Origin of the sequence: Finegoldia magna (assembly GCF_003182075.1) — a bacterium.
Lineage (GTDB): Bacteria > Bacillota > Clostridia > Tissierellales > Peptoniphilaceae > Finegoldia > Finegoldia magna.
Genome location: NZ_QGTH01000008.1, coordinates 45,087 through 59,757 on the forward strand (window position 1 = coordinate 45,087; position 14,671 = coordinate 59,757).

Sequence of the window (14,671 nt, forward strand, 5' to 3'; positions counted from 1 at the left end):
TGTGGCCTTTAATTTATTATGGATAAAAGTGTAAGGTTAAGAGATAACAGGGAATACAATGTTGTCTACAAGAGGGGAAAGACTTATTATAATAGAAACTTCTCTTTGGTAGTGTACAATTCAAAAAAAGGAACTCGAATCGGATTCTCTGTTACTAAAAAGTACGGCAATGCCGTTGAAAGAAACAGAATCAAGAGGAAACTGAGAGAGATTGTAAGGCTTAATTTCTCTGAGTTTGACAAGGGCTTGGATATGGTTATTATCCCGAAGAAAAACACTGAAGACTTAACTTACAAACAGCTAGAATCTGCATTATTGCACGTTTGTAGAAAGGCATCGAATAAAAAATGTCGAAAGTGATGATATTTTTAATCAAATTTTACCAAAAAGCTATATCGCCGTATTTGGGACATGGAAAGTGCAAATACTATCCAACTTGTTCACAATATGCGTTGGAGGCTTTCAGAAAAAAGCCGTTTTTTAAGGCGTTAGGGCTTACTATTTGGCGAATTTTAAGATGTAATCCATTTTCAAAAGGCGGATATGACCCACTAAAATAAAAAGGAGTTGTAGAATTGCAAATAATTGCAAATGTATTTGGAACTATTCTTAGGTTCATATATGAAAACATCTCACATGTGATGGCTGAACCTAAAAGTATATCGTATTTTGCGATATCAATTCTTTTATTAACACTTATTTATAAGCTTATAACTCTTCCGGTAACTATTCATACGCAAAAAACTCAAGAACAAAATGCTTTGATGCAACCGGAAATGAAGGAAATTCAAAGAAAATACAAGAACGACCCACAAACTCAACAATTAAAGATGCAAGAATTATACAAGAAGTACAATTTTAATCCTTTAAGTGGTTGTTTGCCAATTATCTTACAAATGGTTTTGGTTTTTGCATTATTTAGAGTAATGAGAGAACCAGGAAAGTACATGTTTGATAATGTGTCTAAGATTAATGAGATCGCTCGTAATTTCTTCTGGATACCTGATTTGACTAAACCAGACCCAGTATTGTTTGGATTGCCTTTAATAAATGCTTTCACTCAATTTTTAGTAGCAAAGATCAGTATGCCTACTAATAACAAGGATAAGAAGTCAAATGAACCTGATCAAATGGAAATGATGAACAAATCAATGATTTATTTCATGCCTATATTTATGTTCTTCATTTCAAGCAAATACGCTTCAGGTTTGATTCTTTATTGGGGATTTTCAAACGTTATAGAAGTTATAATAAGGTTAATAATTAAGAATAAAGACAAAAAAGATGTTGCGGAGGAAGTTAGATGAGAAGCACAGTAATTAGTGCGAAGACTGTTGAAGAATGTGTCAATAAAGCTTTGGATAAGCTTCAAGCTAATCGAAACGAAGTTAACATCGAAGTTATAAATGAAGCTAAACAAGGTTTTTTGGGTTTGTTTGGAGCAAAGGATGCTGTCGTTAGGGTGTCACTAAAAGACGATGTTAAAGAAAAGGGAACAGACGATTTTGTGAAGAATATCCTAAACTCTGACTCTAACTCAGTTGAAACAGAACAAAAAGAAGATACTAAAGTTATAGAAGATAAAAAAATTGTAGAAGAAGTTGAAGAAACTAAATCTACAGAAGATGATAAGGAAGAAATCGTAGAAAAATCAGTAGAACCAGCAAAACCAGTAGAAGCTGAAGAAGCTGAAGAATCTGAAGAAACTGAAGAAGAACAAGATACTGAATCTGATGTTACTATTGATAGAAACGACGAACTTTTCATCACAAGCAAGAATTTCTTGAAACAAATGATTGAAGATATGGGAATTGATTGCGATATCGAATCTAGAACTGAAGGAAATATGATTAAGTTCAATATTATGTGTTCAGAAGAATCTGATATCGGAATTATCATAGGAAAAAGGGGAGAAACATTAGATTCTCTTCAATATATCGTAAACTTGGTTACTAATAGAAACAGTGATACTTATATAAGAGTTATTTTGGATTGCAACCAATACAGATCCAAAAGAGAAAGATCTCTTCAAAAATTAGCCAGAAGATTAGCTGATAAGGCTGTTCAAACAGGAAGAGATATCAAGCTTGAACCTATGAATCCATACGAAAGAAGAATCATTCACACTTATCTTCAAAACGATGAAAAAGTGAATACATTCTCTCAAGGCAATGAGCCTAATAGAAGAGTTATTATTAAAAGAAAATAAATTACAAGACTACATATCTTTTGGTATGTGGTCTTTTTTTGTGGGATGACAAGAAATAAAGTTGACAACAAATTTTTTATGATTTATCCTAAGAAAAGGAAAGTGGTGATTATCATGACAATTTATAAATAGATTTTAGAGAAAAAAATAATCTCTGAAATCGTTAACGAAAATTATTTGAAGAAAATAGGCTAAATATAATCAAATATTATTAGTCAAGTACAAGTTTTAAGAATGTTATATAAATTTCAGAGGGTAATATGATAAAAAACAATGTTAAGAAGAAAAATCTTATTTTATATTTTGTTGCGATAGTTCTCACATGGACAGAGGCTTTGGTGAATCCTGTAATAGTATCATTGATTATAAAATCATTTGAGAATAAAGACACAGTATTTTTGATGAAAGCACTTGTGTTTGGGATTTTGTGTGGAATTATAATGCTTATAGGTGATAGTGGAAAGAGACTTTACTATTCGTATGTAATAGCTGATTTTAGAGAATCTTTTAAGTTAAAAGTGTTCAATCATTTTTTAAAAAGTGAAAATCATATCGATAATGATATTGTCAGCAGTATAGAAAAGGATTCAAATCAAATTGAAAACAACTACATTGAACCAACGGTAATTATTATATCGTCGATTGGTTTTACAAGTGTTTCCATCATTTATGCACTAACAAGAAATTTCCTTTTGGGAATGCTTTTTATAGTATTCTACAGTATTCCAGCGCTTATGAGTAATTACGGGAGTAATAGATTAGATAATAAATCTGAAGAATTATCAAAAGCTGATGATGCTTTTATGAATAAATTACAAGACATCAAAAATGGAAGAAGCATCATTAAAATTTACAATGTATCAGACTTTTTCATTAATTTGTATCACAAATATTTAAAGCAGGATGTGGATACTTATAAGGGATATGAAATTATACGAACAAAAAACAACATTGTGATTAATTTGGTTGATATAGTATGTTCTATGATTCCTCTTATTCTTGGAGGGTATTTGAGTTTTAATGGTAAAATATCGTCAAGCGTATTCATCAGTGTTTACTTAGTTAGTTATAATATAGGATATCAGTTCCAAGAACTTGCATATTTTAATAATACACGTTCATCATCAAAGTATCTCTTAAAAAAGTACGATTACATTTATCAAGATATTGATAATGTAAAAATAAATCTTAATGATGAAGTTTTTCCAATTACTTTTGATAATTTGAGTTTTTCGTATGATGATAAAGATATTATTAAAGATTTTAATTTTAAGATAGAAAAGGGTGACAAGGTCGCAATTATAGGAGAAAGTGGTTGTGGTAAAAGTACGTTATTGAATTTAATATTTAATAATTTAACAGCATCTAAAGGAAGGATTATGTTTAATAAAAAGGAATTATCAACCGCTGAGATCAGGAGTTTTACCAGCTTTATATCACAAGAAAGTTATGTTTTTAATCTTAATTTAGAAGATAACATTACTTTAGGAGATAATGATATAAATTTAGAAAAATTAAATGGAATAATTGATAAGTTACAGATAAATCATCTTAAATCCAAAGTTTTATCCAATGATAGTTTGTCAGGAGGAGAAAGACAAAGGGTAGAAATTGCAAGAGCAATGTACCACGACAGAAAATTAATTTTAGCAGATGAAATAAAGTCTAATTTGGATAAGAAAAATAGAGAAATAATAGATGATATTATATTCTCTTCAAAAAATACAGTAATAGAAGTAATTCATCAATACGGTGAAGAAACTTTAAAAAAATACGATAAAGTTATAGATATGAGGTAAATAACGGGCTTATGACTTCAATATAGTGAAGTTGTAAGCTCTTATTTTATTTGTAATCATTTTGTATGATATAATATAATATTGCTATAAAGAATGAAAGGATAGACTAAATATGGACGATTGTATTGCAGCTATTAGCTCTGCTACTGGTGAAGCGGGAATTGGCATTGTTCGAATGACTGGAGAGGGTTGTGTGGATGTGCTTGATTCTGTGTTCAAAAGAGCAAATGATAATGCTGATTTTATAAATAGAAAAATGACTTATGGCCACATTGTTGACGATAATGAGATCGTCGATGAGGTCTTGGTTTGTTATATGAAGGCTCCTCACACATACACTCGTGAGGATGTCGTGGAGATTTATACTCACGGTGGGGTTGTCGCTGTGAGAAAGGTGTTGGAAGTTCTGTTAAACAACGGTGCAAGGCTTGCTGAGGCTGGTGAGTTCACTAAGAGGGCTTTCTTGAACGGTAGGATTGATTTGTCCCAAGCTGAGGCGATTATCGATATGATTAAGGCGAAGACTGACAAGGCGTACTCTGTGAGTATGAAACAGTTGGAGGGTAGTGTTAACAGAAATATCAAACAGTTGAGAAACCAATTGTTGGATATGCTATCTCATGTTGAATATTCGATTAATTTTACTGAAGATATGCAGGACGAATTGGACAACACTCCTGTTTTGAACGAGGGCAAGGAAGTTTTGGATAAGCTTAAAAAGCTTTCTGAGAGTGCAAACAGAGGTAGAATTATCAGAGATGGTATCAATACTACGATAATTGGTAAGCCAAATGTAGGCAAATCTTCTTTGTTGAATGCTTTGTTGAAGGAAAACAGGGCTATTGTTACGGATATTCCAGGAACTACTCGTGATGTCATCGAAGAATACATCGATTTGGACGGCATAAGTCTGAAGATTAACGATACTGCTGGTATTAGGGATACTGAGGATATCGTGGAGAAAATCGGTGTCGAAAAATCTGTGTCTTTTATTTCTGATTCGGATTTGATTATTGCGATTTTTGATTCTTCGAGAGAGTTTGACGATGAGGATAGGAAGATTTTGGATCTTATTAGAGATAAAAAGTCGATTGTTTTGTTAAACAAGATTGATTTGGATGGTGGATTTGATTTCGATGAAAACTTGGAGGGAATCGAGGTCATTCACACTTCAATCAAAAACAACGAGGGTATCGAGGATTTAGAAAACAAGATTATAGAGATGTTTAATGATGGATATATTGAAGCTAATAACGACAATATTATTACTAACATTAGACATAGAGATATTATTAACAAAGCTATTAAATCTTTGGAGAGTTCTCTACACGATATGGAAGCTGGAGTTCCTATCGATTGTTTCGAGGTTGATTTGAGAAATGCTTGGGAAATCTTGGGCGAAATCACTGGAGAAACTGTGGATGACGATGTGTTGAATAAGATTTTTAGCGATTTTTGTATAGGTAAATAAAATGGATAGATTATATTATGAAAATCCCTACGATGTTGTGGTTGTAGGTGCAGGTCACGCCGGTTGTGAGGCTGCGTTGGCTACAGCGAGGTTGGGATTAAAGACTGCGATTATGAGTATCAGTTTGGATTCTGTGGCTGATTTGCCATGTAATCCGAACATTGGTGGCACTGGAAAGGGTCACTTGGTTAAGGAAGTTGACGCATTAGGTGGCGAGATGGGTCTTATCATTGACAAGACTTACATTCAATCGAGAATGTTGAACACTTCCAAAGGTCCTGCGGTTCACTCATTGAGGGTTCAAGCAGACAAGAGAAAATACCACGATGAGATGAAAAGCGTGTTGGAAAACACTGAAAACTTGGATTTGATTGAAGCGGAAGTCGTGGATATTGGGGTTGAAGACAACAAAATAAAGTCGATTACTACTGCACAAGGGGCGATTTTTCCGACAAGAGCTGTGATTTTGGCGACTGGGACATATCTTAAGGGCCTTGTGATGATGGGTGAATACACTTATGAATCTGGCCCTCACGGTATGAAATCATCTAAGAAATTGTCAGAATCTTTAAAAAATTTGGGAATTGAACTTAGAAGATTCAAGACTGGAACTCCTGCGAGAGTTCACAAGGATAGTTTGAATTACGAAGTGATGACTGTGCAACCTGGTGATGACGATGTTATTCCTTTTTCGTTTTTGAATGACGGCAAGGATATTTCAAAGAAGCAAGAGCATTGCTATTTGACGTACACTACACTTAAAACAAAACAAATTATTGAAGATAATTTGGAGAGATCTCCGATGTATGCAGGTATTGTGAAGGGTGTGGGTCCACGTTATTGTCCTTCGATTGAAGACAAAATCGTGAGATTTCCAGACCGAGACGAGCATCAAGTTTTCGTGGAACCTGAAGGTTTATCTACTAAGGAAATGTATATTCAAGGTGTGTCATCGACTCTTCCAGAAGAAGTGCAAAAGGAAATGTACAAGACAATTATTGGTTTCGAAAACGTGAGATTTATGAGAAGTGCGTACGGAATCGAATATGATTGCATCGATCCTACTATATTAAAGAGAACTTTGGAACATTTGGAAATCAATAATTTGTTCTTTGCAGGACAAATCAATGGATCCAGTGGATACGAAGAAGCTGCCGGTCAAGGAATTATCGCAGGAATCAATGCGGCTATGAATTTACTTGGCAAGGAGCCATTTGTATTGGATAGATCAGACGCGTACATTGGCGTATTGATAGATGATTTGGTAACCAAAGGAACTAACGAGCCATACAGAATGATGACAAGTAGATGCGAGTACCGTTTGACTTTGAGACAAGACAACGCTGATTTGAGACTTACTGAAAGAGCTCACGAAATAGGGCTTGCGACAGATGAAAGATACGAGAAAATGCTTCACAAGAAGAAGACGATTGACGAGGAAATCGAAAGATTGAAGTCAATCATGGTGACTCCAACAGAAGAAACCAACGAAAAACTTAGAGGTCTTGTATCATCTGAACTTAAAACTGGAATAACTTTGTTGGATTTAATCAAAAGACCAGAATTAACTTACGATAAAACAGAAGAATTTGACGTTGATAGACCAGAACTGCCTAGATATTTGAGACTACAAGTGGAAACTCACATCAAATACGAAGGCTACATTGCAAAACAAATGAGCCAAATAAAGCAATTTAAAAAGCTTGAAAACAGAAAACTAGATATGATTGAAGATTACAAGGAAGTTATGGGGCTTTCCAATGAGGCTGTACAAAAACTCAACGACATCAAACCAGAATCATTGGGTCAAGCTAGCAGAATCAGCGGGGTGAGTCCTTCTGACATCAACGTTTTATTGATATACATGGAAACGAGGAAGAAATAATGTCACTAAAAGAAACATTGAACGATTACGAAATACAATTGGATGACAATCAAATAGATTTGCTGTTGAAATACATGGATTTGGTGTTGGAAAAGAACAAAGTAATGAATTTGACTGCAATCACTGAAGAAGAAATGTTTCACGTGAAACATTTTGTGGATTCCTTGTATGTATTGAATTTGTTCGACTTTGAGGAAAATAAAACTATAATTGACGTGGGGACTGGTGCAGGATTTCCTGCACCATGACTATACCCATTGAGTAATTCATTTGGGTAATTTACAAGGTTAATGATCGTTTTATGGTCGTTAACCTTTATTTTTTTTATTAGTAGTCTTATCATGGATCCAGTTAAAGGCTCATGAAGGAATTGAAGATATCTTTTTTTGATCACGTCTCTATCTAATACCACTTGTTTGAAAGGCGGTATGTAGATATTATCTATTTGTCTATCTAATTGTTCCAGTTTATCAATTAATGCTTTTGAACCTGTTTCAGCCATTAAATTAACTATATTGTCTCTTTGTCTAATTAGTTTGTTTTTTTGTTTTTCTAATTCTCTATAAGGATTTTCCATTTCATAATTAGCTATTACGTAGTCGACTAATACATCTATATTTTTTTCGTGAATTAAATGCTCGCTTATTAAATTAGTTACGACTTCTTCTAATAGGTCAGCCCTTATTGACTTAGCACCACATCTATCGTTGCAGCGGTAATAATAGTATTTCTTCCCAGTTGAAGATTGTCTACTACATCCTAGCATAGGGGCTCCACATTCATCACAGAACACTAGGCCTGATAGTATATAATCTCTGGCATCTTTTTTAAAGGCTCCTGATCTTTTTCTATATTTTTTATTCACTTCTTCCCACACCTCTTTTGTAATTATTGCTGGGATAGCGTCTTCTATTTCTACCCATTCAGAATTCTTTTTTCTATAGTTTCTTACTTCTCCACTGCCATCATTAACTCCGTAGATATAAGTACCTTTATATCTTTTGTTTTGTAGCATTTCATAGAAGGAATTGCGGTTAAATTCTTTGCCATACTTGTTTTTGTATCCTAGTCCATTCAAGGTATCTGCAATCTTTTGATAGCTATAATTTTGTAGTCTTAGAGCAAATATCTTTTCTACGATTTTTGCTTCTTCTTCATCAATTTTGTAAAATCCGTCTTCAATTTTATATCCAAGTGGGGGAGTTCCTCCATTGAATTTACATTGTAGTGCATTTTCTTTGTGTCCCTTTTTAACTTCTCTTGAAAGGTTAAGTGAGAAATACTCATTCATTCCTATAAGTAGATTTTTGGTTAATATGCTTTCTGGATTTTCTCCAACTGGTTCAAGTACTGAAACTAATTTGATTCCTTTGTTGTTTAGTTTTCTTTCGTTTATTACGTGGTCAAAGCTATTTCTAGCGAATCTATCAAATTTGTGGACAATAACGTAATCTATGTTTTTAACTTCTTTCATCATCAGTTGAAAATCATCTCTGTTGTCGGAAGTTCCTGATTGTCCTTGGTCTTTATAATATTTTACAATTTCTATTGATTCTCTTTTTGCGAATTCATCTATGGCTCTCATTTGTGCCATGATAGATTCTTCTCTTTGCATGTCTGTAGAAAATCTACAATAACCTACTGCTTTTTTCATAATTAACTCCTTATTTTATCCAAGGAGTATGTGCTATAATAGAGTTGGTTGGTGTATAGCACATACTCCACTTTAAGTCCTTTATTAGTTGCAGCTAATAAGGGGCTTTTTTCTATTTAAATTTTTATCTTTTATGTTTTTCCATTAACTTACAACCTTAGATCCTTTACTTCTATTACATTTCCAACACAAAGTTTGTAAATTATCTTCAGTAGTTTTACCACCTTTGGATATGGGCATAATATGATCTATTTCAAGTAAGAGGTTTGGTTCCTTGTGTAATCCATTCCCGCAGTTGCAGCATGTATAATTATCTCTTTCTTTAATAGTTTCTCTAAGTTTAGGTGTCATTAGGGCTCTTTGTCCTCTAGCACTATTTTGCCACTTAATATGTGTGTCTAAAAAATCTATAAATCTTTCCAAATTATCTGTGTCCATAATAACTTCTGCTTCCATTGAAGAGTTACCACCAGGACTTACGTATTGAAATTTATATGATGGAAAATGTACATCCGAAAGATCTACAGGTTCGAAACCTAATTTTTCTGATAATTTGTTTTTTGTTGATAAGTGTCTGATTAACCACGGTAGTTTTTCTTTTGTGTCAGATATTAGTGTCTTTTCTTTTAGAGTTAAATAATTTCGTCCCTCTTCTACAGATAAGAAGTTATTTAAAACTTCTTCAAACTTATTTAAGGATTCTTCAGTTTTAGGTATATTAAAATACTTAGTGATATACTCAAAAGGGCGTTCTTGAGCGTTTTTGCATACTGTGTTGCTACAGTTGTGAACATATTTTGATTTAGAGTATTTATCCCAATTTTTACGTTTATAATTATATTTACTATTATCTTTTATAATTGCATCTCCGTAATCCTTTCTTTCGAAAGTACTATCTATACTTCTCAAACTTTCAATATGATCATTAAGTTCATTACACTCTTGTATATAGCTGGATATTTCACTTTTTACTGCATTAAATTTTTTGCTACGAAAATAGAAAAATTCATATATTTTAAATACTATAAAACCAATAATCAATAAAACTAATATAGGGCTAATAACAGATAAAAGATTTCCTATGGATCCAATAAGAAAAAGTATTGCTAATATTTTGAACCATTTTCTTTTCTGAATTTGTGTTTTCATGTTTTCCTCCTAAATATATTCTATTTATTTCTTTCTGAATATACTCCAACCATTTCTCCAAGTATAAGAACTCTTTTGTCATCTTCGGGTTTTATTATAATTGGGGAGTAGATTCTGTTACAGGGTTGTAGTATGAGCATATCTTCACTCTTACTGATTCTTTTCAGTGTTGCTTCATCATCTATTAGAACGGCTGCGATTGTTCCGTTTTCAACGTCGTTTGTCTTTTTAAAGAAGACTAGATCCCTTTCAAAGATGTTAGCTTCTATCATGCTGTCTCCTTTTGCTCTAAGACAAAAATCAGCTCCTGCTAGGTTTTCGTCTAGCATAAAATAGCCTTCGTAGTTTTGTTCAGCAAAAAGAGGTTCTCCACAGGCTATGGATCCAAGGATTGGTATTCTTTTTAATTTAACTGGCATTATTACTCCAGGTATTTTTGATATGTCGATATCTTCAGAAGGACTATCATTCCATCCCATTAAGTAAGCTGGAGATACATTTAAGGCTCGTGCCATAGCCTCTATCCTATCGGACGGAATGTTAGTAATGACTTTAGATTCATATTTGTGTATTGTTACTTTACTAACTCCAGCTTTTCTGCCTAATTCTTCTAAGGTCATTCCTTTTTCTAATCTCTTTTTATTTATTCTATCTCCAATAGTAGCACTCATAATTCACCTCCTAAAATAAGTTTATCATATAGTTACCCATTAGACAACAAAAATTAATAAAATTTTATAAAAAATTACTTGACAATTAACATTTAGTTGTGTTACCCTATAGTTAACAGGAAAGGAGGGTGTTAAAATTAATGATAAAAACAAACAGACTAAAAGCACGTTTTGTTGAAAAGGGATATACTCAGCAGGATATCGCTAGAGAGCTTGGGATCACTGATGTTACTCTATCTAGAAAGTTGAATAGGGGAGTGTTTAATTCTGATGAAATATATAAAATGATTGTTTTATTAGATATTAAAGATCCAACAGAAATTTTTTTTGCTGAATAGGTTACCTAAAAGGTAACGGAAAAGTCACTTAGAGGTAAATGAATTAAAAACAATACGATAGGAGGAGTTGATGGAGTACAGAAGATTTGAGTTAAAGGATGATACAAAAGAAAATCGAGATAAATTTGAAAGTTTATTTGTTGAAAAAAATTTATCTCGAGATGATGTAGTTTTTATTGTTGATCAGGTTCGTTTGAGTACTGCTTTATTAAAGAAGCAAGAGAACTCTTAAGTTCTGGTAGGGAATGAACGGTTTTTTGTTCTTTGATGTACATGCCGTTTTTAATATTCCAGATATAGATTGTAAAATTGGGATTTTTAACGCGGTTGTTATTCATTCCAGAAATCTCAATGTCGTAGCAGTCATTAATTTTAATATATCCACAAAGCTCTCCATCAATGACTTTTGATGAGAAGTCTTTGCCGAGATATTTTAAAGTTTCCTGGAATGTTTTTGTTGGTTTTATTGTAGTGTTCATATAATCACCTCCTTTATGGAGATTATATCACTTGAATTTTAAAAAAAGAAGGGAGAAATATTATGGAAAAATTAATTTTAAAGAAAGCGAAGGAATGGGGACCTGCTAAATCTGCTATATGGTTACCTGAGGATTTGGCAAATTCTATTAAGGAATTAGCTGATGAGACTAACATGTCTGCTAAGACTTTGACTGCCGAATTAATATCTTTTGCTATGGATCATATTGAGATTGTTGAATAGAAATTCTAATTTAAAAAAAAGTTCTGACATATACAGTACGGAGGTGTTAAAGGTGACTACTGAATTAAATAGAGAGCTAGAAGTTCATAAAGTTAGTGGAAGTGTAAATATTGAGGCTATTGCAAATGAATTTTTAAGATGGGTTAAGGACAATAATTTAAGTCTTTGTAAAGATGAACCGGCGTTTCAGCTTAATGAGTATCAAAACACAGCAAGGTTTTTAAAGATTGTTAATAGATGAGAGGAGGTTAATTATGGAAAGAAGAAAATCTGATTTCAACGACGGCGTTTGGAATGGTATTAAAAGAGAAAATAAAAAGGTTAATGCAGCAGACGATAATAAAAAATCAAAACAATGCTTAATTAAAAAGAGCAAATCTGATGATTATGTTTTAACTTTTATGTTTGCTTTAAAGATTGTTTGCAGGGTGCTAACGACTTTCATTTTGTGGAATTTATTAGTTATTACGGGAAGGATGCTTTAGATGAAGATTTTTGATATTAAAGCACAAATAATTGTTACTGAGGGTTGTATGACTGAGTTTTACGATAACGATCCAAAAAAAGTGTGTGATGAAATTAAAAGAGTTATGTATAAGATGTATGACACTAAAAATGTGGGTATGGCCATAAACAGATTAAAGGTTGAACTAGATGAAGTATAGACAATGGCAGGAAGCACGAGACCCTCACGGTCATAAAGGTTTTAGGTATAGGTCGTGGAAAGAGGAGCAACACGGACTCAGAATGATGAACGCTATTAAGCGTGAATGGCTTGATAAGTTAGAAAAACGTGATGATGGTGTTCTATTAAGGGCAGAAGTGTTCAGGATTTATGCTAGAAAAGGAGTATTAGGTGAAAAAAGATTATTCTCCAAAAAGGACTAGTAAAGATGTTAGGTGTGTCATTTGTGGTAGAAGTATTTCAAGTGATGATTTGACATATAAGATTGGATTTAAAGGCGGGGGATGTGCTTATGTTCACAATACCTGCTGGAGATACAAAGAAAAGGGAGATTTTAAAAATGACAGCAATTGAGTGCGAAAGAATTTGCAAATGCTCTATTTGTGGCGAGACCATATATGTTAGAAATCCCTGTCATGTAATTACACATAATGACGCAAGCAGTTCTTATGTGCATGAGAAATGTTGGAAAGGATTAAAAAAAGAAATAAACGCTCAATTCTGCAAAGATAATGAGCGCTTATATAATAAACTTCAATTAAATTATAACACAAAGGAGGATTTTATGGAGTTAAAAATTGTATTTGATGATAAGACACTTGATGTGTTAGGAAAGTTAGCTGATAGGTTAGGATGTAGCTGTGTGGATAAGTCAGAGATTGTACCGAAAGCCACTGATGTTCGCGTTGAAGAAAGTTCAACGGAGAAAAAAGAAGAAAAGAAAGAAGCTGTTGTTCCAGTAAGCGAGGTTGCGTATAGCTTTCCTCAATTGCAAAAAGCTGCGGCTGAACTCGCAAGGGCAGGCAAGAGGGATGAATTAAAGGATATTATAAATTCTTTTGGTGTTCCTGCGATAACTGATATCCCTGAAAATAAATATAATGATTTTGCTTTAAGAATTCGTGAGGCTGGAGGTGTTATATAGTGCCTGAAGTTCATGCAAAGTTATCTGCATCTGGATCTAGCAGGTGGCTTAACTGCCCAGGATCTGTAATGCTTGAGGAAGGCTTCCCAGACACATCCTCATCTTATGCGCAGGAAGGGACTTTGGCACATGCCGTTGGAGAGCTTAAGTTAAAAAAGTACTTTACTAAAGAGTTTGGGGCGGATAAGTATAAAAAAGAGCTTGAACAGTTAAAGGCGCAAGAGTTATTCACAAAAGAAATGGATAGCTACACGGATGAGTATTTTTATTACGTGAGAGAGCTTGCGTTATCTTTTGAAGATTTACCATATGTAAGTGTGGAGGAGAGAGTTGATTTCTCAAAATGGGTTCCAGATGGCTTTGGGACTTGTGACTGCATTCTGATCTTTGGAACGGATATGCATATTATTGACCTTAAATATGGTAAAGGCGTTCCTGTTAGTCCAGTGAGTAATAGTCAACTTATGCTTTATGCCTTAGGGGCGTATAACTCATATGGAGACATTTATAGTATTGAAACAATCACAATGCATATAGTACAGCCAAGGGTTGATAATACGGATAGGTATTCTATGGTTTTATCTGATCTCTTAGCATGGGGCGAGGGGGTAAAAGTAATTGCTAAAAAGGCATATAACGGCTGTGAGGAGTTTTCTCTTGGAGAGCATTGTAGGTTTTGCAAGGCAAAGAGTAGATGCCCTGAAAGGGCAAAGGAAATGTTTAAGTCAGTTGAGAAATTAAAGCCTATTATGAATAGTGATATTAAGCTTATCTCAAATGAAGATATTTCAAGGTATTTAAAAGAGTCTATCGGATTAATCGACTGGATTAATGATTTAGAGGAAGAAGCTCTTGCAAGTATTTTAAAGGGCGAAGAGATACCAGGCTACAAGGCTGTTGAAGGTAGGTCTATAAGGAAATTTAAAGATACTGACAAGGCAATTAGTTTGCTTGAAGGTGCAGGCTATGATGAGGCTGTACTTTATGAAAGAAAACCTCTTTCTTTATCGAAGCTTGAAAAGTTAGTTGGTAAGAAGGAGTTTGATAATGTATTAGGAACTGAAGTTATAAAACCACAGGGCAAGCCAACACTTGTTCCTGAAAGTGATAAAAGAGATCCTTATGTTAAGGATTTAGGTTTTGAAAATTTAGAAAATATTTAGG

General features: G+C 33.5%; 20 protein-coding genes. 16 read left to right on the forward strand and 4 right to left on the reverse strand.

What is annotated here, in order from left to right; all coding sequences use genetic code 11:
* The first annotated feature begins 18 nt into the window (after positions 1–18).
* From rnpA to DES33_RS09920, 8 genes are all read left to right on the forward strand, one after another.
* A complete protein-coding gene (rnpA, locus tag DES33_RS04580) occupies positions 19–360 on the forward strand; it encodes a ribonuclease P protein component (protein ID WP_002835949.1) in 342 nt (113 codons plus the stop codon).
* The gene (gene yidD, locus DES33_RS04585) at positions 348–560 is read left to right on the forward strand and encodes a membrane protein insertion efficiency factor YidD (RefSeq protein ID WP_094206476.1); all 213 of its coding nucleotides are present in this window, start codon (positions 348–350) and stop codon (positions 558–560) included. The genes rnpA and yidD overlap by 13 nt, the downstream gene beginning before the upstream one ends.
* A 15-nt stretch (positions 561–575) precedes the next feature.
* Positions 576–1,307, forward strand: a complete 732-nt coding sequence (locus DES33_RS04590; protein WP_110058209.1) for a YidC/Oxa1 family membrane protein insertase — start codon at positions 576–578, stop codon at positions 1,305–1,307.
* A complete protein-coding gene (gene jag, locus DES33_RS04595) occupies positions 1,304–2,209 on the forward strand; it encodes an RNA-binding cell elongation regulator Jag/EloR (protein WP_110058210.1) in 906 nt (301 codons plus the stop codon). The genes DES33_RS04590 and jag overlap by 4 nt, the downstream gene beginning before the upstream one ends.
* A gap of 260 nt (positions 2,210–2,469) precedes the next feature.
* On the forward strand, positions 2,470–4,008 hold the full coding sequence (locus tag DES33_RS04600; RefSeq protein ID WP_110058211.1) for an ABC transporter ATP-binding protein: 1,539 nt from the start codon (positions 2,470–2,472) through the stop codon (positions 4,006–4,008).
* 112 nt (positions 4,009–4,120) lie between these two features.
* Entirely contained in the window at positions 4,121–5,479 is a 1,359-nt protein-coding gene (gene mnmE / locus DES33_RS04605) for a tRNA uridine-5-carboxymethylaminomethyl(34) synthesis GTPase MnmE (RefSeq protein WP_110058212.1), read from the forward strand.
* A gap of 1 nt (position 5,480) precedes the next feature.
* The gene (gene mnmG, locus DES33_RS04610; protein ID WP_110058213.1) at positions 5,481–7,364 is read left to right on the forward strand and encodes a tRNA uridine-5-carboxymethylaminomethyl(34) synthesis enzyme MnmG; all 1,884 of its coding nucleotides are present in this window, start codon (positions 5,481–5,483) and stop codon (positions 7,362–7,364) included.
* The gene (locus tag DES33_RS09920) at positions 7,364–7,612 is read left to right on the forward strand and encodes a 16S rRNA (guanine(527)-N(7))-methyltransferase RsmG (RefSeq protein WP_227930602.1); all 249 of its coding nucleotides are present in this window, start codon (positions 7,364–7,366) and stop codon (positions 7,610–7,612) included. The genes mnmG and DES33_RS09920 overlap by 1 nt, the downstream gene beginning before the upstream one ends.
* On the opposite strand, the gene DES33_RS09795 is transcribed toward DES33_RS09920, so the two are convergent.
* From DES33_RS09795 to DES33_RS04630, 3 genes are all read right to left on the reverse strand, one after another.
* On the reverse strand, positions 7,504–9,018 hold the full coding sequence (locus DES33_RS09795; protein WP_110058214.1) for a recombinase family protein: 1,515 nt from the start codon (positions 9,016–9,018) through the stop codon (positions 7,504–7,506). The two genes, DES33_RS09920 and DES33_RS09795, sit on opposite strands and share 109 nt — an antisense overlap.
* 144 nt (positions 9,019–9,162) lie before the next feature.
* Positions 9,163–10,167, reverse strand: a complete 1,005-nt coding sequence (locus tag DES33_RS04625; RefSeq protein ID WP_110058215.1) for an HNH endonuclease — start codon at positions 10,165–10,167, stop codon at positions 9,163–9,165.
* A 20-nt stretch (positions 10,168–10,187) separates the two neighbouring features.
* Positions 10,188–10,838 (reverse strand): LexA family protein, encoded by a 651-nt coding sequence (locus DES33_RS04630; RefSeq protein ID WP_110058216.1) that lies wholly within the window; start codon positions 10,836–10,838, stop codon positions 10,188–10,190.
* A gap of 140 nt (positions 10,839–10,978) precedes the next feature.
* On the opposite strand from DES33_RS04630, the gene DES33_RS04635 reads away from it, so the two are divergent.
* On the forward strand, positions 10,979–11,176 hold the full coding sequence (locus tag DES33_RS04635; protein WP_110058217.1) for a DUF739 family protein: 198 nt from the start codon (positions 10,979–10,981) through the stop codon (positions 11,174–11,176).
* A 173-nt stretch (positions 11,177–11,349) separates the two neighbouring features.
* Here DES33_RS04635 and DES33_RS09590 read toward each other — a convergent pair whose 3' ends face one another.
* The gene (locus tag DES33_RS09590) at positions 11,350–11,655 is read right to left on the reverse strand and encodes a hypothetical protein (protein WP_146199867.1); all 306 of its coding nucleotides are present in this window, start codon (positions 11,653–11,655) and stop codon (positions 11,350–11,352) included.
* Between the two features lie 62 nt (positions 11,656–11,717).
* Between DES33_RS09590 and DES33_RS04640 the strand changes: the two genes are divergently transcribed.
* The 7 genes from DES33_RS04640 to DES33_RS04675 all read left to right on the forward strand — a co-directional run bounded on the left by DES33_RS04640 (position 11,718) and on the right by DES33_RS04675 (position 14,670).
* Entirely contained in the window at positions 11,718–11,897 is a 180-nt protein-coding gene (locus DES33_RS04640; protein WP_110058218.1) for a hypothetical protein, read from the forward strand.
* Positions 11,898–11,949: 52 nt separating this feature from the next.
* A complete protein-coding gene (locus DES33_RS04645) occupies positions 11,950–12,138 on the forward strand; it encodes a hypothetical protein (RefSeq protein WP_110058219.1) in 189 nt (62 codons plus the stop codon).
* Positions 12,139–12,151: 13 nt separating this feature from the next.
* Positions 12,152–12,382: a hypothetical protein gene (locus DES33_RS04650; RefSeq protein ID WP_110058220.1), complete on the forward strand. Its 231-nt coding sequence runs from the start codon at positions 12,152–12,154 to the stop codon at positions 12,380–12,382.
* On the forward strand, positions 12,383–12,562 hold the full coding sequence (locus DES33_RS09680; protein WP_110058221.1) for a hypothetical protein: 180 nt from the start codon (positions 12,383–12,385) through the stop codon (positions 12,560–12,562).
* Positions 12,552–12,785, forward strand: a complete 234-nt coding sequence (locus DES33_RS04660; RefSeq protein WP_110058222.1) for a hypothetical protein — start codon at positions 12,552–12,554, stop codon at positions 12,783–12,785. The genes DES33_RS09680 and DES33_RS04660 overlap by 11 nt, the downstream gene beginning before the upstream one ends.
* 89 nt (positions 12,786–12,874) lie before the next feature.
* A complete protein-coding gene (locus DES33_RS09595; RefSeq protein WP_170111616.1) occupies positions 12,875–13,507 on the forward strand; it encodes a hypothetical protein in 633 nt (210 codons plus the stop codon).
* Positions 13,507–14,670, forward strand: a complete 1,164-nt coding sequence (locus DES33_RS04675) for a DUF2800 domain-containing protein (protein ID WP_170111617.1) — start codon at positions 13,507–13,509, stop codon at positions 14,668–14,670. The genes DES33_RS09595 and DES33_RS04675 overlap by 1 nt, the downstream gene beginning before the upstream one ends.
* The last annotated feature ends 1 nt before the right edge of the window (position 14,671 follow it).